Origin of the sequence: Candidatus Merdisoma sp. JLR.KK011 (assembly GCF_036941125.1) — a bacterium.
Taxonomy (GTDB): domain Bacteria; phylum Bacillota; class Clostridia; order Lachnospirales; family Lachnospiraceae; genus Laedolimicola.
This window is the reverse complement of the sequence record NZ_JAYWSZ010000003.1, coordinates 1,549,869-1,569,436: the sequence shown is the minus strand read 5'-3', so window position 1 is coordinate 1,569,436 and position 19,568 is coordinate 1,549,869. Positions and strand designations below refer to the sequence as shown.

Annotated in this window: 16 protein-coding genes and 3 pseudogenes; 17 read left to right on the top strand and 2 right to left on the bottom strand. The window is 47.1% G+C overall.

The window, feature by feature from the left end:
• Window positions 1–104 precede the first annotated feature (104 nt).
• From VV089_RS08490 to VV089_RS08465, 6 genes are all read left to right on the top strand, one after another.
• Entirely contained in the window at window positions 105–1,502 is a 1,398-nt protein-coding gene (locus tag VV089_RS08490; RefSeq protein ID WP_334335596.1) for a sodium-dependent transporter, read from the top strand.
• A gap of 11 nt (window positions 1,503–1,513) precedes the next feature.
• Window positions 1,514–2,227: an azaleucine resistance protein AzlC gene (gene azlC / locus VV089_RS08485; protein WP_334335595.1), complete on the top strand. Its 714-nt coding sequence runs from the start codon at window positions 1,514–1,516 to the stop codon at window positions 2,225–2,227.
• A gap of 62 nt (window positions 2,228–2,289) precedes the next feature.
• On the top strand, window positions 2,290–2,619 hold the full coding sequence (locus tag VV089_RS08480; protein WP_334335594.1) for a branched-chain amino acid transporter permease: 330 nt from the start codon (window positions 2,290–2,292) through the stop codon (window positions 2,617–2,619).
• Window positions 2,620–2,773: 154 nt separating this feature from the next.
• The gene (locus VV089_RS08475) at window positions 2,774–5,008 is read left to right on the top strand and encodes an alpha-galactosidase (RefSeq protein WP_334335593.1); all 2,235 of its coding nucleotides are present in this window, start codon (window positions 2,774–2,776) and stop codon (window positions 5,006–5,008) included.
• Window positions 5,009–5,493: 485 nt separating this feature from the next.
• Window positions 5,494–6,549, top strand: coding sequence for an FIST N-terminal domain-containing protein (locus tag VV089_RS08470; RefSeq protein WP_172542439.1), 1,056 nt, complete (start codon window positions 5,494–5,496; stop codon window positions 6,547–6,549).
• A gap of 12 nt (window positions 6,550–6,561) precedes the next feature.
• Entirely contained in the window at window positions 6,562–7,509 is a 948-nt protein-coding gene (locus VV089_RS08465) for a methyl-accepting chemotaxis protein (RefSeq protein ID WP_172542440.1), read from the top strand.
• 152 nt (window positions 7,510–7,661) lie between these two features.
• Here the strand turns inward: VV089_RS08465 and VV089_RS08460 are convergent, their stop codons facing one another.
• Window positions 7,662–8,639, bottom strand: a complete 978-nt coding sequence (locus tag VV089_RS08460) for a serine hydrolase domain-containing protein (RefSeq protein WP_172542441.1) — start codon at window positions 8,637–8,639, stop codon at window positions 7,662–7,664.
• 21 nt (window positions 8,640–8,660) lie between these two features.
• Complete coding sequence (locus VV089_RS08455) at window positions 8,661–9,482, bottom strand: MerR family transcriptional regulator (RefSeq protein WP_334335592.1); 822 nt, start codon at window positions 9,480–9,482, stop codon at window positions 8,661–8,663.
• 244 nt (window positions 9,483–9,726) lie between these two features.
• On the opposite strand from VV089_RS08455, the gene VV089_RS08450 reads away from it, so the two are divergent.
• The 11 genes and pseudogenes from VV089_RS08450 to VV089_RS08410 all read left to right on the top strand — a co-directional run bounded on the left by VV089_RS08450 (window position 9,727) and on the right by VV089_RS08410 (window position 19,561).
• Complete coding sequence (locus VV089_RS08450) at window positions 9,727–10,413, top strand: alpha/beta fold hydrolase (protein ID WP_334335591.1); 687 nt, start codon at window positions 9,727–9,729, stop codon at window positions 10,411–10,413.
• Window positions 10,414–10,476: 63 nt separating this feature from the next.
• The gene (locus tag VV089_RS08445) at window positions 10,477–11,019 is read left to right on the top strand and encodes an NUDIX domain-containing protein (RefSeq protein WP_334335590.1); all 543 of its coding nucleotides are present in this window, start codon (window positions 10,477–10,479) and stop codon (window positions 11,017–11,019) included.
• Between the two features lie 306 nt (window positions 11,020–11,325).
• Window positions 11,326–11,611, top strand: a pseudogene (locus tag VV089_RS25225) (IS30 family transposase); the annotation flags it as partial.
• Window positions 11,605–11,787 (top strand): annotated as a pseudogene (locus VV089_RS25220) (hypothetical protein); the annotation flags it as partial. The pseudogenes VV089_RS25225 and VV089_RS25220, both read left to right, overlap by 7 nt.
• A gap of 337 nt (window positions 11,788–12,124) precedes the next feature.
• Window positions 12,125–12,331 (top strand): helix-turn-helix domain-containing protein, encoded by a 207-nt coding sequence (locus VV089_RS08440; RefSeq protein WP_334335589.1) that lies wholly within the window; start codon window positions 12,125–12,127, stop codon window positions 12,329–12,331.
• A pseudogene (locus VV089_RS08435) lies at window positions 12,325–12,549 on the top strand (KilA-N domain-containing protein); the annotation flags it as partial. The gene VV089_RS08440 and the pseudogene VV089_RS08435, both read left to right, overlap by 7 nt.
• Window positions 12,550–12,937: 388 nt before the next feature.
• Window positions 12,938–13,474, top strand: a complete 537-nt coding sequence (locus tag VV089_RS08430; RefSeq protein WP_172542444.1) for a type III toxin-antitoxin system ToxN/AbiQ family toxin — start codon at window positions 12,938–12,940, stop codon at window positions 13,472–13,474.
• 279 nt (window positions 13,475–13,753) lie between these two features.
• Window positions 13,754–16,216: a heavy metal translocating P-type ATPase gene (locus VV089_RS08425; protein WP_334335588.1), complete on the top strand. Its 2,463-nt coding sequence runs from the start codon at window positions 13,754–13,756 to the stop codon at window positions 16,214–16,216.
• Window positions 16,217–16,308: 92 nt separating this feature from the next.
• Window positions 16,309–16,638: a metal-sensing transcriptional repressor gene (locus VV089_RS08420; RefSeq protein ID WP_172542446.1), complete on the top strand. Its 330-nt coding sequence runs from the start codon at window positions 16,309–16,311 to the stop codon at window positions 16,636–16,638.
• Window positions 16,639–16,753: 115 nt separating this feature from the next.
• Window positions 16,754–16,948 carry a heavy-metal-associated domain-containing protein gene (locus VV089_RS08415; RefSeq protein WP_172542447.1) on the top strand — a complete coding sequence of 65 codons (195 nt, stop codon included), beginning with the start codon at window positions 16,754–16,756 and terminating at the stop codon, window positions 16,946–16,948.
• A gap of 75 nt (window positions 16,949–17,023) precedes the next feature.
• Entirely contained in the window at window positions 17,024–19,561 is a 2,538-nt protein-coding gene (locus tag VV089_RS08410) for an FAD-dependent oxidoreductase (protein WP_334335587.1), read from the top strand.
• Window positions 19,562–19,568: the final 7 nt, after the last annotated feature.

The following is a 19,568-nucleotide window of genomic DNA, read 5'->3' as shown; positions in this document are numbered from 1 at the left end:
CGTTCCCACTCGGGTTCCGATACAATAGAGAGACATAGCGTTATCTTTTTGACAGAAGGATAAAAAGGTAAGGATGAATGTAAGGAAATACAAGGAGGACGAGAATGAGGGAAGGTGAAAATACGGGAGCGCTGCTCCATGTGGGAAGAGCCAGGAGCAGCTTTTCGGGCAAAATGGGCTATGTTCTGGCAGTTGCCGGATCGGCTGTAGGTCTGGGAAATATCTGGCGTTTTCCCTATCTGGCGGCAAAATACGGAGGAGGCATTTTTCTTCTGGTGTATCTCATTTTGATGATGACCTTTGGCTATGCCTTGATTGTATCAGAGACGGCTCTTGGGCGTATGACAAAGAAAAGCCCGGTGGGGGCCTTTGGAGCCTTTGGAAAAGGAATAGCTTTCCGGCTGGGAGGATGGATCAATGCAGTAATCCCCATGCTGATTGTGCCCTATTACAGTGTGATCGGCGGATGGGTGACAAAATATCTCTTTGAGTATCTGAAGGGAAATACGGCGGCTTTGGCGGACGGCGATTATTTTACCGGTTTTATCGGAGAGGGCTTTTCGGCGGAGCTGTGGTTTCTGCTTTTCAGCCTGGTGGTTCTTGCAGTTCTTTTTGCCGGTGTGAAGCAGGGCGTGGAGCGTGTTTCAAAAGTCATGATGCCGGTGCTTGTGATTCTGGCTGTTTTTGTGGCAGGCTATTCTATGACGCGGCCCGGCGCCTTTGAGGGGGTTAAGTATTTTCTGGTTCCCAAGTTTGAAGATTTTTCCTGGATGACGGTGGTAGCTGCCATGGGACAGATGTTCTATTCCCTGTCGATTGCTATGGGAATTCTCTATACCTATGGTTCCTATATTAAGGAAGATGTGGATATTGAAAAGTCCACAAACCAGGTGGAGATTTTTGATACGGCCATTGCCATGCTGGCCGGTCTGATGATTATTCCGGCAGTCTTTGCTTTTTCCGGCGGTGAACCGGAAACGCTGCAGGCAGGCCCGTCCCTGATGTTTATCACCATTCCCAAGGTATTTGCCAGCATGGGCTTTGGAACCGGGGCGGGTGTGATGTTCTTCCTGCTGGTGCTTCTTGCGGCTCTTACCAGCGCCATTTCCCTGGCGGAATCCGGCGTGTCTACCTTTGAGGATCAGTTGGGATGGAACCGTCACAAGGCGACCCTTTTGATGGGGGGGATTATACTGGCCTTTGGTTCTGCCTCGGCCCTTGGATTCGGCGTCCTGGATTTTGTGAAGATTCTGGGAATGTCGATTCTGGACTTCTTTGACTTTCTGACCAATTCTCTGCTGATGCCGGTGGCGGCGCTGGCAACCTGCTTTTTGGTTACCCGGGTGGCGGGCCTTGACCGGATTGCGAAAGAAGTGGAGCAGTCCTCACGTTTTCGGCGCAAGGGAATGTACTGCCTCTTTATGCGGTTTCTGGCGCCTGTCTGCATAGCGGTGATTTTATTGAGCTCTATTGCAAGCGTGCTTGGATGGATTTCTATGTAGGAGGCTTTGGGATGTCGGAGAAAGGAATATGCAGAAAGGCCTTTAAAGCGGCGTTTCCTCATACGATTCCCATTTTTGCCGGGTTCTGGTTTCTGGGAATGACGTATGGGATTTATATGAATGTTTCGGGCTTTCCCTTTTGGTATCCGATGCTGATGAGTCTGACTATTTTTGCAGGATCCGTGGAGTTTGTGGCCGTGAATCTGCTGCTTGGGGCGTTCAATCCGCTCCAGGCGCTGGCCATGACGCTGATGATCAATGCCCGGCATTTGTTTTACGGGCTTTCCATGCTTGAGAAGTATCGGGGAAATGGGTGGAAGGATTTTTATTTGATTTTCGGTATGTGCGACGAGAGCTTTTCTATTAATTATACGGCGGAGATCCCCCAGGGAATCCATAAAGGGTGGTTTATGTTTTTTGTCACCCTGCTCAATCATTTTTACTGGTTTTTCGGCGCTTCTTTGGGCGGAATTTTTGGCTCTCTCATCCAGTTTGATACAAAGGGGCTGGATTTTGTAATGATGGCTATGTTTGTGGTGATTTTTATGGAACAGTGGATGAAGGAGAAGGAGCATGCAAGCTCCCTTGTGGGGCTTGGGGTTACGCTTCTGTGCCTGATTGCTTTTGGGGCCGACCGCTTTTTGATTCCGGCGATGGCGGTGATTCTCGGTGTGCTGACCTTTCTTAGGAAGCCCCTTGAGAGACGAAGAGAGGCCGGGGATTGAGGCATGCCAAGTCTCAGGGCTGCTGAGCCGGAAAAATTACGATAGAATTGGAATATGTGATTATGACATTTACAGAACAGATGATTACGATTGGAATGGTGGTTCTGGGGACTGTGCTGACCCGGTTTCTGCCATTCTTGATTTTCCCGGCGGGAAAGCCTGTGCCCAGCTATATCCGCTATCTTGGGAAGGCGCTTCCGCCGGCTGTGTTTGGGCTTCTGGTGATTTATTGCCTTAAAAATGTGAGCTTGTTTGCAGGCAGCCATGGGGTGCCGGAGTTTCTTAGTATTGCGGTTGTTGCGGGGCTTCATCTATGGAAACGGCAGATGCTCGTTTCCATAGCGGGAGGGACGATCTGCTATATGGTCTTGGTGCAGGCGGTGCTGAGGTAGGCGCCGCTTGTTTTCGAGATTGTTGTACCAGGAAACATTTTGACTGTTTTTTGAAACAAAAACATCTAACGGCTTCGAAAAAGTGCTGATACAATAGGACAATGAAAATCACAAAACACAGGCCGGGCAGTTCCGGCGGAAAAAGGAGAATCAAATGGGAATTGTATACCACGAAAGCAGCAGAACCTTTCATCTTTATAATGATACCATAAGCTATGTGATGGTTATTTTGAAAAACAGCCACCTTGGACAGCTTTACTATGGAAAGCGGATTCGGGACAGGGAGGATTTTTCATATTTTCTGGAGACAAGTCCGCGGCCTATGACGGCCAGAGTTTTTGAGGACGATGATACCTTTTCCCTGGAGCATATCCGGCAGGAGTATCCGGTATTCGGCACCACGGATTTCCGCCAGCCGGCAGTGGAGGTCTGCCAGGAGAACGGAAGCAGGCTCTCAGACTTTCGCTATCAGAGCTGCCGGATAGAGGGAGGAAAGCCGAAGCTTCCGGGACTTCCGGCCACCTACACGGAAAATGAAGGGGAGGCTGAGACCCTGACAATTACCCTCAAGGATCCCTTGACAGGGGTCAGGGTGGAGCTTTTCTATACGATATTTGCAGAAGGAGGCGTTCTTACAAGAAGCGTGGGCTTTCGAAATGAGGGCGGTGAGACGGTGCGCCTTACCCGTGCCATGAGCCTTTCCCTGGATCTGCCGGATCGGGACTACGTATGGCAGCAGCTTTCCGGCTGCTGGGCCAGGGAGTGCCATATCCACAGCCGGAGGCTGGAGCCGGGAATCCAGGCAGTGGGAAGCATGAGGGGCAATTCCTCCCACGAGCACAATCCCTTCCTGGTGCTTAGGCGCCCCCATGCAGATGAGCGTCAGGGGGAGGTCATCGGGCTTTCCCTAATCTACAGCGGTAATTTCCGCATCCAGGCAGAGGTAGATGCCCATGATACCCTGCGCATAATGGCAGGGATAGATCCGGAGACCTTTACCTGGAAGCTGGAAGCCGGGGAGAGCTTCCAGACACCGGAAGCGGTTCTGGTCTATACGGATAAGGGAATGAACCATATGAGCCAGACCTTCCATAAGCTTTACCAGAGACGGCTTGCCAGGGGATACTGGAGAGATAGGACGCGGCCCATTCTGAACAACAACTGGGAGGCTACCTACTTTGACTTTACAGAGGAACGGCTTCTGGAGCTTGCAGCCAAGGCAAAGGAGTGCGGTGTGGAGCTTTTTGTCCTGGACGACGGGTGGTTTGGCAGGCGCAGCAGCGACCACGCAGGACTGGGGGACTGGCAGGCCAATCTTGAGCGTCTGCCGAATGGAATCACCGGCCTTGCGGAGCGGATGGAGGAGCTCGGGCTGAAATTCGGCCTCTGGTTTGAGCCGGAGATGGTGAATAAGGATTCGGATTTTTACCGGCAGCATCCGGACTGGATTCTGGCGGCGCCGGGACGAAGCCAATCCCAGGGACGCCATCAGTGTGTACTTGATTTTTCCAGGCAGGAAGTGGTTGAGGCTGTCTATGAGCAGATGGCGAAGATTCTTAAGGAGGCAAAGCTTTCTTATATCAAATGGGATATGAACCGGAGCATTACGGAGTGCTTTTCCAAGGGGTGGCCGGCTGACCGCCAGGGGGAGGTTTATCACCGGTATATTCTTGGGGTGTATGCCCTCTATGAGCGGCTGACCTCGGAGTTTCCCCATGTGCTTTTTGAATCCTGCGCAAGCGGCGGCGGACGCTTTGATCCGGGAATGCTTTATTATGCGCCTCAGGGGTGGCTGAGCGACGACAGCGATGCCGTGGAGCGTCTGAAAATCCAGTACGGTGCATCCATGTGCTATCCTGTCAGCAGTATGGGGGCTCATGTGTCGGTTACGCCGAACCATCAGGTTTACCGGAACACGCCCCTTCATACCAGGGCCAATGTGGCCTGCTTCGGAACCTTTGGATATGAGCTGGATTTGAATAAGCTTTCCAAGGAGGAGACGAGGGAGGTTAAGGATCAGATTGCTTTTATGAAGAAATACCGTCATATTCTGCAGTTTGGGACGTTTTACCGGCTTAACAGTCCCTTTGAGGGAAATGAAGCGGCCTGGATGGCGGTAAGTGAGGATAAAAAGACGGCTATAGTTGGATGGTATCGTATTTTGAACGATGTGAATGGGCGGTATATGCGTCTTCGGCTGGAGGGGCTTTGTCCGGAGTATGCGTATCGGAATCGTAACAGCGGTCTTATCCATTATGGAGATGAGCTGATGTATGCAGGATTAATTACTACGGATGATACGGCAGGGCAGGTGTCGGAGGAGGCTCATTCTACGGATTTTGAGTCGCGGATTTATGTGTTGGAGGCGGACGGGTCGACGGCAAAATAAGCCAGCCTGCGTTTCCATATCCCCAGCAATAAGGAATCCTCCCGCCTTGCGGGTCCCTCCTTATCACAACGGTTCGGACGGTTCACGTACACGCAGTCTGCTCTGGACGGACATTGACCTCTCGAATCTTTTGGTTCGGGAGGTTTTTTAGGCCAATGTCCGCCCAGCTCAGACTGCGTGTGCGTGAACAGCCGGACACTAGATATTGGAAACGCAGACTGGCTTATTTTGCCGCGACCCTGCGGGTTGGGGGTGGCAGGGGAGAGGTGTGGATGTGTGTTGGAAAAGGTGGGGGGATGGGGAGGCGTTTTGGGGAGGAGTTTTTTGGCGGGGTGAAAATTTTTGTTGACGGGGGGAGGGGGTGTACCATATAATGTATTTGGTCTTTGTGGCTTTTTTTGGAAGGGTATGGGGGCTGTTTGGATTTGATTGGATTTTGGGTTTAGATATGGAAGGTACTCGGATTGAGAGAGGAGCATTTTGGCATGAGGCAGTTTTATGGTAAGAGTGAGTTTGGTGATTTGAAGGAAGCGGTTCGGGGGCTTAGTAATCCGCAGTTTCTTATGCTGTTTTCGAATAAGGATCAGTTTGATTCTCATGTGGCGGAGCTTGAGAAGCTTTATCCAGGGGTTCCCAGTATCGGCTGTGTGGGGATGTGCTATGACACGCGTGTTGTGGAGAAGGGTGTCGGGGTGATTGCTTTTTTGGATGGGGTCCAGGCTGCGGTGAATGTTCTGGAAGAGGTTTCTGTGATGCCGGTGAAGTATATCGAACGGCTGATGCAGGATGTAAAAGCGGTGAATGGCTCCCAGGAGAATACGATTTGTATTGATTTTTGTGCGGGGAATGATGCCTGTGCGCTGACGACGATTTATTCTGTGCTGAAGAATAGGGGGATTTCTCTTGTGGGAGGCACGGGGGATGCCAATAAGGTGTCGGCGAACGGACGGGTTTATGAGGATTCGGTTGCCTATGGCCTGGTGAAGAATCTGCATGGCAAGGTGAAGGCTTATAAGGAAAATATTTATCATCAGATGAAGGACTACCGCTTTATTGCTTCTCAGACGGACAAAGCCAGATATCTGATTGGCGCTTTGAACGGGCGGCCGGCTAAACGGGTGTACCAGGATATTTTACATATTTCAGACGAGGAGGTTCAGAACCAGACTTTTAAGAATCCCTTCGGCAAGCTGAATGGAAATGATATCTGTATCGTGTCTATCAAAGAGGTGGTAGGGGATGCTTTGACCTGTTACCGGCAGGTAAATGACTCGGATGTCCTGGTGCTTCTTCAGCTGGGCGATTTCAGGGCCACTGTACAGAATACGGTGCGTACTATACAACATGAGTTTCCAAGGATTTCGGCTGTGTTTTCTATTAATTGTCTTTTCCGTTATCTGCTGTTCAGCCAGAATCATTATATGGACGAGTATCTGGCGGAAATGGGCAGGCTGGGCGGTCATGCAGGCCTGGTGGGCCTGGGAGAGCACTACAATAACCGGTTTATTAATCAGTCTATGTCCTGTGTCGTATTTGAGTAGAGGGGGAGCATTATGTTGTTTGGAAGGAAGAATGGGAGAGAAAAAGGAATGCCGGCAAAGGAGAAGTCTCTGGCTCCTGTGCTGCATGTGATAGATACTTTGAAGGATTACCGTACAGAGCTGGTGCAAAAAGAGGTGAGTTCCCTGGAAGAGCTTGGGAAGATTAGAGGCTCTTTTGGAAATGTCCTTCAGGAGGCGGAGAATTTTGAAGAAAAGCTTCAGGATTTCGGCCAGAATTTTACCAGTATTGAGATGGTGTCGGAGCGGTTTGTGGAGGTAAGGGAGACGATCTCCAAGTCTGTTTCCCGGGCCCAGAATGAGGTAGAGGAGTTAAAGAGCAGCTCCATGCAGGTGGAAACATATTTTGGAGAGATGGAGAGTACCTTTGAGGCTCTGCAGGAGGCTGTGTCTAAGATTAAACAGTGTACGAATAAGATTGTGTCCATTGCGGAGCAGACGAATCTTCTGGCGATCAATGCGTCTATTGAGGCTGCCAGAGCCGGACAGCAGGGGAAGGGCTTTGCTGTGGTGGCTGTTGAGGTTAAGAAGCTGGCAGATGAGATTAAGGAGCTGACCGGGGAGGTTGACTCCGGGGTTCACGATGTGGAGAAGGGGACGGAGCAGCTCAGCAATAGCATCGCCACTTCCCAGCAGGCCCTTGGAGCCAGCATTTTTAAGGTAAATGAGACGTATGATATGTTTGATGAGATTACCCGGTCGGCGGACAGCGCCACGACGGTGCATACGGAGATCTCAGGAGTGATTGAACAGTCGAAGGAGGCTCTTCAGAGGCTTTGTGATTTCTTTGTGCAGGTGAAAGGGCAGTACCAGGTGGTGGTGAAGCATATTAATCAGGCCAGTGCTTTGGGGACGACGAAGAGCACGATGTTTGAGGATATTGATAATATGATGGCGCAGATGCCTCCGATTATTAAGGAGTATGAGGAGGGACGGAAGTAGGGAATTCTCTCGGCTTGCGTGCCCCTCTTTAAGGCAGCGGCTCGGACGGTTTACATACATGCAGGCTGCCTTGACGAGATACAGACCTCCCGGATCTTTTGGGTTCGGGAGGTTTTTTACCCCCTTTGGGGTTGGCTATCCTATAAACAGTTTTACTGAAACAGGGGTTCAAGCTCTCTTTTTATGAAAGTTACCCTGTCTTTCACTCTTGGAGCAAAGAGGGAAGAAACAGCAATCACAATTCTGCCTTTCGGATTAACATAGATCGCATTTCCGCCGTCGCCTAAAGCGGCATACGAATGCTCTGCCTCATCTATCACCCACCACAGATACCCGTACTTTAGATGGCGTGCTTTCCAAACACTTTGTACCTGTGTACTCTCTTCAATCCATTTTCCGGAGACAATCTGTCTGCCGTTCCAATATCCTTCATTCAAATACAACTGCCCTAATTTTGCCATGTCGTTAGTTGTAAGGGATAATCCCCAGCCGGCCGTATTCGTACCCTTTGGGTCGGAAACCCAGCCATTTTCACCTTTTGATTTGTAAAAAGCGAGCTGTTCTTCCTTGCTTTGAAAAGATATACTTTTATCAACAGAGATTCCCAAGGGAGAAAAAAGATTGTCCTGTGCAAATGTTAAAACGGATTTCCCTGTAGCATGGATCAGTATGCCGGATAAAATATCAATTCCGATGACAGGCGCATATTTGAAATCCCCAATCTTTCCGCTTCCGCCCAAATAGTCAAGGGAGGATATGACCCAATCCTCACTGGAAAAATATTTTGGATAAGGGTTGAATCGATACTTATAGGGGGCAGTCATGGTAAGCAGATTCCGGATTGTGATATGCTGCATTGTTTTTTCCTTTTTCTTGATTTGATAAGCCGGAAAGAAATCAATTACCTTTTCATCGAGATTTTTGATATAGCTTTTCTCTAAGGCAATTCCGAATAACATGGAGATGATGCTTTTTGTCACCGAAAAGATATGGATGGGGTCATTTTCTGAACACTGATTAAAATAATGTTCGTAAACAGTATGATTTTCTTTAAGTACAATGATTCCGGCTATATTGCCATATTTATTTTTCACTTTATTTTCTAAAGCTGCTGTCTGCTCCTGCTTCATGGTATTTGGTGAACCTCCGTTTCATATCTTTCTAATGGGATAATAGACTTCTGTAATCAGTTCATCCTCTGTTGTAACTTGAGAGGGGTCTGTTACATATACCTCAAACAATGCGCCGGTACATTCGTACCCTTTTTCTTCTGCCCATTTTGTCTGCCTGGCATATACAGAGGACAAAATCGAATAACTTCCCTTTATAACGGTTTTCAGACATAGCCCTGCCTTGAAATCCCTTGTTCCGGTTACATATTCCCTAATAGGGATGGCAAATTCGGTGTCTAAGCCGAAAGGGCTGAACTCCTTGCTGTGGAATAAGACCATTGGGGGATTGGCTATGGTTAAATTTTCTTTTCTTATCCGGCCTGACAGCTTCCCAAAACAGATACCGTATTCATCAGAAAAAATATCGGCTTGAACCATTTTGCGGACAGAGAGGAGACGCATCACTGGAACTTCTGCAAGCTCTACATCAATCATATCTAAATAGGACATGATGGGCTTTCCGTTTTTTAGGTTTGCTATATCGCATTCCAGCTGATGCAGGCTCTTTTGTTGTTCATGTAATTGTTTTTTCATATCTTCCCGTTTTTTGGTTAGGGCAGCATACAGTTTTTCCTCGTTCCATTCTCCCGATTCTATGGTCTGCTTTATTTCCTCCAATGAGAAATTGTAGGATTTCAAACGGATAATAAGCAGCATAGTTTCCAGCTGTTCAATAGCATAGTACCGATACCCGTTTTCTGGGTTGATTTCGCTGGGCAGAATGAGCCCGATTTCAGCGTAGTATCTGAGCGTTTTTGCAGACACCTTGCATATTTTTGAAAACTCGCCAATAGACAGCACGGATAACCACCTCCCTTTTCTTTCTTACAAGTATACACTTTGCCCTAAGGGGAAAGTCAAAGGCATTTTTAAAAATTCATATTTTTATCCGAAATGAAAGGCTGGGATTACTTAACATTTTGAGCGGATCATATTTTGAAACATTTCAACTTCGTGATTGATTTTTCAAGGTTTATTTTGTATGGTTATTTTATATAGAAATGTTCTAATAGGAATATATGAAATGATTTGTGGGGAGATGTAAATGAATATATCATTATATTATCAGGAAAAGGGAAATAAGGAGCCTTTCATCCTTTTGCACGGGAACGGAGAAGACAGCTCTTATTTCAAACATCAAATCGATTATTTCAGCGACAGATATAGGGTAATTGCTATAGACACACGAGGCCACGGCAAATCACCAAGAGGCACGAAACCTTTTACGATTGAGCAGTTTTCCCATGACTTATATGATTTTATGATAAGTCATAAAATTTCAAATGCGGTTATTTTGGGATTTTCTGACGGGGCAAATATTGCAATGAAGTTTGCAATGAAATATCCTGACAAGGTAAAGGCGTTGATATTGAACGGGGGCAACCTGAATCCGAAAGGGGTAAAAAGAACGACGCAAATTCCTATCGAATTGGGATACAGAATAGCCAGAGGATTTGCTTTAAAATCGTCTGGTGCAAAAAAGAGCGCTGAAATGCTTGGGTTAATGGTGAACGAACCGAATATTGAACGAACCGAACTGTCAAGAATAACTGCCCCCACGCTCGTAATCTGCGGAAGAAATGATATGATTAAGGAATCCCATACAAAAGAAATTGCGGAAAATATACCGGGTGCAAAATTGTCCATTGTGAAAGGCAGTCATTTTATTGCAAATAAGAGATACCTTGCATTTAACAAAGAGGTTGAAAGCTTTTTGGAGACAATTCAATAAAGTCTCTTTTACAGAGCAGGTACAATCAAGAAGAATGAACTTACGGAGGCAGAAGAATATAAAATGCGTATTTTGTTTGAAATGGATAAAAAAGATTATGTTCCTGACGGAAGCGTTTTTAGCAGGCCTTCTGCAAGAGCTATCATCATTAAAGATGGAAAAATAGCAATGGTTTATAGCAAGAAATATAATTATTATAAATTTCCGGGCGGAGGCATAGAAACTGGTGAATATGTGGAAGAGGCTCTGATAAGAGAAGTATTAGAGGAAACAGGTTTATGCGTTATTAGAGATTCTATTCGCGAATATGGGCAGGTTCATCGCATTCAGAAGGGTACAAAAGAGGATATCTTTATACAGGATAATTTTTATTTCCTGTGCTGCGTGAAAGAGAATATAGAACAACAAAGTTTGGACAAGTATGAAGCGGAGGAAGGCTTTACGCTTGAATTCCTGAATCCGCAGCTTGCGATAGATGTAAACAGGGAAACTATACTGGATGATTTTGCTCAGGTAATGGTGGAACGAGAGGCGCTTGTATTGGAATTACTGATACAAGAGGGATATTTTGAATGTGGAGGTAAATTAACTTGTTGTGCTAGTTGATTGTTGATATAGAAAAACTTCAACACCATATGCTGCCCTTTAGTTGTACATGACTAGTCGAAAATACGTTTTGTTGGAAATTATATTGCTTTTTTTGCAAATATCCTCAATTGCAATCCAAGATTCCATACCTGCTATTCCAGATAAGTATAGAAGTTAATCATTATTGGCGCAAAAGAAAGGTATAGATTTTCTTTTGCAAATGAAATGGGGCTGACTGAATAGTTGGCTTCTTTTCTGTTATGCTTTGATTTCTGGTGACTGGAAAGGAGTCATCATGTCAAAGTTTTGTCCTATAAAGATCGAATGCTCATTGCTCAACGCCTTCAAGAGAATGCCTCTTTTGGTGCAATCGGAAAAGACGGACAACCATCGCTAAAGAAATTAAAAAGTATTCCTACGACAAGAAAAGTGGCCGTCTCGGATACCCTTATAATCATGCAAATTCCCCACCATATGTAAAGCAAAGAAATTGTGTGGAATGAGCTGCACACATCCATCTGCTTACAAATGCAGCCTATGTTCGGAGTGTACACTTCACTGCCTGGATTTTATGGAGGATGTTTGTTCTGTTAAAAATAAACTGCCTTATTGATGAGCCATATCAATTCTTACAAACAAGAAAAGCTGAACAACCGTAGCCCATACGAAGTGTTCAGCTTTTATTACGGAGAAGATGTGCTTAAGAAACTGGGATGTTCAGTGGTTGCTTATCCAAGCAAAACAGGGATGGAATCTCCGAATACAAAAATTTTGAGAGGGAATTGAGCTCTGGCTGTTGTATACAAATTTATTGCTGAACGTATTATAACATATCGAAATAGGAATGAAAATCCGGGAATTTTACTTACAAAACGGGATTTTCAGTTACAAATAGGGAATCTTAGTTGCAAAACGAGACTCTTGGATTATAAATTGGATTCTCGGCTTGCTGTTTACCATATCCTCAATTGCAAATATATTAAATAAAAACATCAAGAACTTGCGATTTTTGTCACAAACGCAGCTTAAAATGTTGACATTTTAATGTTGGTAATATACAATCATATTTATAAAGGTAAATAGCAAGCCGAGAATCATATTTATAAAATGAGGAATGTGCATTATGAAGATAAGTTATAAAAAATTATGGATACTGCTTATTGAAAAAGATATATCTCCTGCTACGCTAAGAAGGGATTTAAATATTGCTTCTGGGACAATGACAAAAATGCGTCGAAATGAGGAAGTAGCCCTATCAGTACTTTTACGAATATGTGAATATTTGGACTGTAATATAGGTGATATATGTGATGCCATACGGATGGTATGACTGCGAAACAATGGAGAGATAAAAATTCTGATAAAAAAGGCAATATCCGGGATTATGCAAGTATAAATGAATTGATATGCCTATCAAACATGGAAAACATCAATGCAGTGCTGATTGAAGATGGGCTGAACCAAAAAGAACGCTTGATAAAACTGAATAAAATTGCAATACATCAGATGTCTATTTTGGAAGAACAGACTACAAAGGTCTTGAAGTGATTTAATTCCCCCGAATTCGGGGGAATTAAAATTACCACAGTTCAAGGATGTCTCCAGCATAAATCCACATTAGCAAGTTGCCATCGAGTGCTAAGCAGGAATATTTAAGCGTCTCATTTATTTCTAAGAGAAGCGGAGGATTTCTTTAAGGCTACAGCTTTTGGGAGTTATGGTATGCTTCTTTGAAAAATGTGGAATCACTAAAATAGAATTGAGTGATTTTATGTATTTACGCAAAAAAAGATTGACTATTTTTGGAAATATGGTATTATACTACTAGTGGTGAGTCCTACCGCAAAGTGGACTGCTAAAAGCGTTAGCAACTCTAATGGAGTTACTACACAAATGGCTATGTGGAAACGCATAGCCATTTTTTACGAGGAGAAATATGCAGACAGATTTTAACTTATACAAGGTAGATATGAAATATATCCGCAATTTACATAATATAGATGATAAAGTGCTTTCTGTTTCGCCACAGACGGGAAAAGATAACAGGGTTTTTGTTGGAATTGTTATTATCTGTGGTATTTATAAATATTGTATACCACTTTCATCACCAAAAGAAAAGCATAAAAAAATGAAGAACTCTATAGATTTTTCAAGGATTGAAATAAATGGGAAGCTTTTAGGTGTCCTGAATTTTAATCTGATGATACCTATTGAAGAAGAACAATTACAGCTTGTTGATACAACTATTTTTAAGAGAGACAGGGAAAACATCAAATATTATAAACGATTGTGTGTTCAAGAATTAGAATGGTGTCGGATCAATAGTGAAGTAATCTGTAACAAAGCAAACGTCTTGTATAAAAAGTACATCTCCAATGAGCCATTTTCAGGCAGAAATCGCTGCCTGAATTTTCCTAAATTAGAATCAGAATGTGAGAAATATAATTCAAAAATAAAGAGAGGAACAGACTGAATCCCATATCTTATTGAACTTGTGAAATAAAATTGCAGTTCGCTGGTTCTGTTTATTCTGGAACAAAGTGGAGGAGTTCTTTAAGGCCGCAGCTTTTGGGAGTTATGGTATGTTTCTTTGAAAAATGTGGAATCACTAAAATAGAAATAAGCGCAATTGTGAAAAATCTCCTTGACAAAGATACCCCAATGGGGTATATTGAAAATAAAGATACCCCAATAGGGTATATAACTTGGCGGTAAAACTGGTTTGCTGCCAGATAGGAGAGGAGTGAGTTACATGAATCAGGAAGTAACATTGATAATAGAAGGAATGACCTGCGCCTCCTGCAGTGCGGCAGTGGAGCGTGTCACCGGGAAGCTGCCCGGAGTGGCAAGCAGCCAGGTGAATCTGGCAACCAACCGGGCGCGGATTGTGTATGATCCTAAGCAGGTAACGGTAGAGATGCTTTGTGAACGGATTGAGCGTGCCGGTTTTGGCGCCAGAGAGGAGCAGCGGGCAGAGGCGAAAAACCAGGAGATCACCTTGAATATAGAGGGGATGACCTGTGCCTCCTGCAGTGCGGCGGTGGAGCGTGTCACCAGAAAGCTGCCTGGAGTCATCAGCAGCGAGGTGAACCTGACCACCAACAAGGCGCATATTGTCTACGATCCTACCAAGGTAAAGCTTGCGGATATTAAGCTTAAGATAGAAAAAGCCGGCTTTGTTCCAAAGGATGTGGAAAAAGAAGACCGGAGCGCAGAGCAGAACGAGCAGATGGAGAAGCTGCGCAGGCAGAAGCAGAACCTGATTGTTACGATTTGTCTGGCAGTGCCTCTCCTGTATATTTCCATGGGACATATGATACCTGTTACACTGCCTCTGCCGGATTTCCTGCATATGCACAGCCATCCGCTGAATTTCGCCTTGGCCCAGCTTATTTTAACGGTATTGATACTTTGGCACGGGCGGAAGTTCTATGTTGTAGGATTTAAGACGCTGTTCCGGGGGCATCCAAATATGGATTCCCTGGTGGCAATCGGAACGGGAAGCGCCTTTTTCTACAGTCTCGCCATGACTGTGGGCATTCCCTCGGATCCGGCCTGTGTGGAGAATCTCTACTATGAGTCGGCGGCCGTGGTGGTAACGCTCATTATGCTTGGAAAATATCTGGAGGCGAGAAGCAAGGGAAAGACCTCCGAAGCTATCCGCAAGCTGATGGAGCTTGCGCCGGATACGGCCATTCTCTTAAGGGACGGTCAGGAGATAGAGGTACGGGTGGAGGAAGTGGTTCCCGGTGATATCCTTCTGGTAAAGCCGGGCAGCAAGGTTCCTCTTGACGGAACGGTGACGGGAGGATCCAGCAGTGTGGACGAATCCATGCTGACGGGAGAGAGCATTCCGGTGGAAAAGGAAGCAGGCGACACTGTAATTGGCGGCAGTATGAATTTTAACGGGGCCATGGAGATTGAAGTAACCCATGTGGGGGCGGATACCACTCTTTCCCGGATTATTCAGATGATGGAAGACGCTCAGGGCAAGAAAGCCCCCATTTCCAAGCTTGCAGATACGGTGGCAGGATATTTTGTGCCGACGGTTATGGGGATTGCGGTTGCGGCGGCCCTTATCTGGGCTGCTCTCGGACACGATGCGGCCTTTGTGCTGACTATTTTCGTATCGGTTCTGGTGATAGCCTGTCCCTGTGCCCTGGGACTGGCAACGCCCACGGCGATTATGGTGGGAACGGGACTGGGAGCCAGCCACGGAATTCTGATAAAGAGCGGCGAGGCTCTGGAAACTACCCATAAGGTGCAGGTAGTGGTTCTGGATAAGACAGGAACGATTACAGAGGGAAAGCCAAAAGTGGTGGATGTGATTTCCCATGAAATGGAGCCGGATGAACTTCTCAGATTAGCCGCAAGCTGCGAGCGCTCTTCGGAGCATCCTCTGGGTGAGGCCATTGTGGCCGGCGCACAGGAAAAGGGACTTTCCCTTGCCCAGACAGAAGCCTTTCAGAGCATTACCGGCAAGGGCATTGAGGCAGTTCTGGAAGGACATTATTTCCATATCGGAAACCGAAGGATGCTGGAGGGAAATAAGGTATCCCTGGGAGAATACGAGGAAGCAGCAAAGAAGTCCGCAGGCAAGGGACAGACGCCGATGTTTGTTGTGATGGACGAAAAGCTTGTGGGAATGATCTGCGTGGCAGATACCATTAAGGAAACGAGTAAGGAAGCCGTTGCCCAGATGCGTAATCTTGGAATCCGCGTGGTGATGCTGACAGGGGACAATCAGCTCACGGCAGATTATATCGGAAGCCAGGTACAGGTAGACGAGGTCATTGCTGAGGTGCTTCCGGGGGATAAGTCCCAGGTGGTGGAGCGTTACCAGAAGGAAGGCTTCTCCGTAATGATGGTGGGAGACGGCATCAACGATGCGCCGGCCCTGGTTCAGGCCGATGTGGGGGCTGCGATTGGAAGCGGAAGCGACATTGCGCTGGAATCCAGCGATCTTGTACTGATGAAGTCGGATTTGAAGGATGTGTACAAGGCCATCCATTTAAGCAGGGCAACCATCCGCAATATTAAGCAGAATCTCTTCTGGGCTTTCTTTTATAACACTTTGGGGCTTCCCATTGCGGCCGGATTGTTGTATGCTTTAGGTGGGCCCCTGCTGAACCCGATTTTCGCCGGGCTCGCCATGTCTTTCAGCTCAGTGTCTGTGGTCAGCAATGCACTGCGGCTTAAGAGGCTGAAGCTGTAGGAGAGACAGACACATGTAACTGTGGCTGGAAATTGATTTCATAAAGATGTGCTTTGAAGATTTTTATGGTACTGGAATAGGAGATTTTAAGTATGGAACAAGAGAAACGCAAAGAGAGCTGCAGCTGCCAGGAGGGCTGCTGCGTGAAAACGAAGCACCGGGACAGTGAAGAGTACAAAAGCCTGATTCACCGCCTGAACCGCATCGAGGGCCAGGTACGGGGCATCCGCAGCATGCTGGAAGAGGAGCGCTACTGCGTGGACATTCTCACCCAGGTATCTGCCATCCAGTCAGCCTTAAACGCCTTTAACAAAGAACTGCTTTCCAACCATATCAAAACCTGCGTGGTGGAGGATATTAAAAAGGGAGACGAGGCCGTGGTAGACGAGCTCTGTGATACCATCCGCAGGCTGATGAAATAACAGAATACACGCACCCAATAGTTTCCCAAAACATATTCTGTGGCGCAAAGGGAAGTCTGCCGCAGGAAGGTGCCGGGTATAAATGCATTTTAAGAAAATGAAGGAGGAACAAAAAATGACCGTATTAAAAGCAGAGGATATGCACTGTGAGAAATGTGTAGAGCGCATCACCAAGTCCCTTACAGGAGCAGGACTGGACTTCAAGGTAAGCCTTGCAGACAAAACCGTCACCATCGACGGCTGCGAGAACTGCGTAGCAAAGGCCCGGGAGCTGATGGATGATCTGGGATTCGAGACTACCGTGGTTTAAATCGGAAAACAAAAAAACAAATCACAAGCTACAAGGGTTGCCGGCAGACGCTGACAGCCCTTTAAGGAGGTAAATATGGAAGCAAAGGCATATAAGCTCAGAGAAAACTTCTACTGGGCAGGAATTCTGGACGACAGACTTCGTGTATTTGACATCATTATGTACACAGAATTCGGCACCACCTACAATTCCTATGTATACAAGGCAGGAGATAAAACCATCCTGTTTGAGACTGCAAAGGCGAAATATTTTGACGAATATCTGAAGGAACTGGAAGAAATCGTAGATGTAAAGAAAATTGACTACCTGGTTGTAAGCCACACAGAGCCGGATCACGCCGGAAGCGTGGAGCGTCTTTTGGAGCTGAATCCAGGGCTTAAGGTGATCGCCACCCCTACGGCTGTCTCCTTCCTTAAAAATATCGTAAACCGGGATTTCTGCAGCATAGCGGTAAAGGACGAGCAGGAGATGACCTTAGGGACGCTTAAGCTGCGTTTTCTTCATGTGCCCAACCTTCACTGGCCGGATACCATGTACACCTATCTGGAGGAGCAGCAGATCCTGGTGACCTGTGATTCCTTCGGCTCCCATTACGCATTTCCGGAAATTGTGTCCAGCAAGGTGACGGCAAAAGAGGATTACTGGAAAGCCACACGTTATTATTTTGACTGCATTATCGGGCCCTTTAAGCCCTTTATGCTGAAGGCTCTTGACCGGATAAGCGATCTGGACATTTCCATGATCTGTACGGGGCACGGGCCTGTTCTGGACAGCGGCATTGACCGGATGCTGAATACCTACCGGGAGTGGTGTACCGTAGTCAATCCCAATCCAAAGAAAACCGTGGTCATCCCTTATGTGAGCGCTTACGGCTACACGGCGCAGCTTGCCGAAGAGATTGGAAGAGGCATTGGGGACAGCGGCGATATTGACGTGCGAAGCTACGATCTGGTGACGGCGGATCAGGGCAAGGTACTGGAGGAGCTTGGCTTTGCGGACGGTATTTTGTTTGGAACGCCTACCATTGTTGGAGAGGCCTTGAAGCCTGTCTGGGATTTGACCACCTCCATTTTTGCCGGAACCCACGGCGGAAAGCTGGCCAGCGCTTTTGGAAGCTACGGCTGGAGCGGAGAGGGCGTGCCTCATATTATAGAGCGTCTGGAACAGCTGAAAATGCGTGTGACAGAGGGCTTCCGGGTACGGTTTAAGCCCAGTGAGGTTGATCTTCTCAATGCCTACGAGTACGGCTACAATTTCGGCTGCATGCTTCTGGATAAAGAGAACCCCAAGAAGGCAGCAGGGAAAACAAGCCTGGTAAAATGCCTGGTATGTGGAGAAATTTTTGATTCCTCCCTGGAGATCTGTCCAGTCTGCGGCGTGGGAAAGGAAAACTTTGTGCCGGTGGAGAGTGAAACGACGGCTTACCGGAAGGATACCAGCAATCTCTACGCCATTCTTGGAAACGGGGCAGCCGGGTTCAACGCGGCAAAGGCCATCCGGGAACGGGACAAGACCGGCGGCGTCTACATCATTTCCAATGAGGAATATCCCTCCTACAACAGGCCGATGCTGACAAAGTCGCTGGTGGCCGGGCTGGATGCGGATCAGATAGCCATTCAGGACGCCTCCTGGTATGAGGAAAACAATGTGGTTCAGATTCTGGGCAGACAGGTGACATCCATTGATACAGAGGAAAAGGAAATTCTCACAGAGGACGGGGCAAAGTTTAAATATACAAAGCTTATTTATGCCCTTGGCTCCGAGTGCTTCATCCCGCCGATTACAGGCGCAGATAAGTCGGAGGTTGTGGCGATACGAAAGCTTTCCGATACGCAGAAGGTGACGGAGCTTTTGGAGAAGACAAAGGAGGCCGTGGTCATAGGCGGAGGCGTGCTTGGCTTAGAAGCCGCCTGGGAGCTTAAGAAGGCCCACTGCAAGGTGACGGTTCTGGAGCTTGCTCCCCGTCTTATGGGACGGCAGCTGGATGCGGGAGCCGGAGAGATGCTAAAGAGCATCGGTGAAGGCCAGGGGATTGCCATTCACACCGGAGTGCAGATTTCTGCCATCGAAGGAGAGGAGCATGTGACCGGCGTCCGTCTGGGCGACGGAACCGTGATTCCGGCCCAGCTTGTGATCGTGTCCTGCGGCGTGCGCTCCAACATTCAGATTGCAAAGGAAGCAGGCGCTGCCGTTGACCGGGCAGTGATTGTGGACAGCCATATGGCTTCCAGCGTGCCGGATATCTATGCCTGCGGCGATTGCGCCCAGTACGAGGGCATCAATTATGCCATCTGGCCCCAGGCAGTGGAGCAGGGGAAAACAGCCGGGGCAAATGCAGCCGGCGAGGAGCTTTCCTACACCACAGTTCCGGCGGCTCTGACCTTCCATGGTATGAATACGGCGCTGTTTTCCATCGGGGATAACGGCGGCAATCCGGATCTGGTTTACCGGACGGTTGAATTCAAGGATATGTCCAGGAAACAGTATGAGAAATACTACTTCCGCAACAACCGTCTCTGCGGAGTGATTCTCATTGGGGATGTGTCGAAGATGGGAGAAATGACGGAGGCTGTGGAGCGCAAGGCTTCCTTCAAGGAGTTGTTCGGGCGGTAACGTGCGG

Bases quoted from the DNA above. Each gene is read 5' to 3' on its own strand.
- VV089_RS08470 (WP_172542439.1), top strand. From the start codon at position 5,494: ATGAGGCAGTTTTATGGTAAGAGTGAGTTTGGTGATTTGAAGGAAGCG.
- VV089_RS08450 (WP_334335591.1), top strand. From the start codon at position 9,727: ATGAATATATCATTATATTATCAGGAAAAGGGAAATAAGGAGCCTTTC.
- VV089_RS08465 (WP_172542440.1), top strand. From the start codon at position 6,562: ATGTTGTTTGGAAGGAAGAATGGGAGAGAAAAAGGAATGCCGGCAAAG.
- VV089_RS08430 (WP_172542444.1), top strand. From the start codon at position 12,938: ATGCAGACAGATTTTAACTTATACAAGGTAGATATGAAATATATCCGC.
- VV089_RS08415 (WP_172542447.1), top strand. From the start codon at position 16,754: ATGACCGTATTAAAAGCAGAGGATATGCACTGTGAGAAATGTGTAGAG.
- VV089_RS08460 (WP_172542441.1), bottom strand. From the start codon at position 8,639: ATGAAGCAGGAGCAGACAGCAGCTTTAGAAAATAAAGTGAAAAATAAA.
- VV089_RS08440 (WP_334335589.1), top strand. From the start codon at position 12,125: ATGAAGATAAGTTATAAAAAATTATGGATACTGCTTATTGAAAAAGAT.
- VV089_RS08420 (WP_172542446.1), top strand. From the start codon at position 16,309: ATGGAACAAGAGAAACGCAAAGAGAGCTGCAGCTGCCAGGAGGGCTGC.
- VV089_RS08445 (WP_334335590.1), top strand. From the start codon at position 10,477: ATGCGTATTTTGTTTGAAATGGATAAAAAAGATTATGTTCCTGACGGA.
- azlC (WP_334335595.1), top strand. From the start codon at position 1,514: ATGTCGGAGAAAGGAATATGCAGAAAGGCCTTTAAAGCGGCGTTTCCT.
- VV089_RS08490 (WP_334335596.1), top strand. From the start codon at position 105: ATGAGGGAAGGTGAAAATACGGGAGCGCTGCTCCATGTGGGAAGAGCC.
- VV089_RS08480 (WP_334335594.1), top strand. From the start codon at position 2,290: ATGACATTTACAGAACAGATGATTACGATTGGAATGGTGGTTCTGGGG.
- VV089_RS08410 (WP_334335587.1), top strand. From the start codon at position 17,024: ATGGAAGCAAAGGCATATAAGCTCAGAGAAAACTTCTACTGGGCAGGA.
- VV089_RS08475 (WP_334335593.1), top strand. From the start codon at position 2,774: ATGGGAATTGTATACCACGAAAGCAGCAGAACCTTTCATCTTTATAAT.
- VV089_RS08425 (WP_334335588.1), top strand. From the start codon at position 13,754: ATGAATCAGGAAGTAACATTGATAATAGAAGGAATGACCTGCGCCTCC.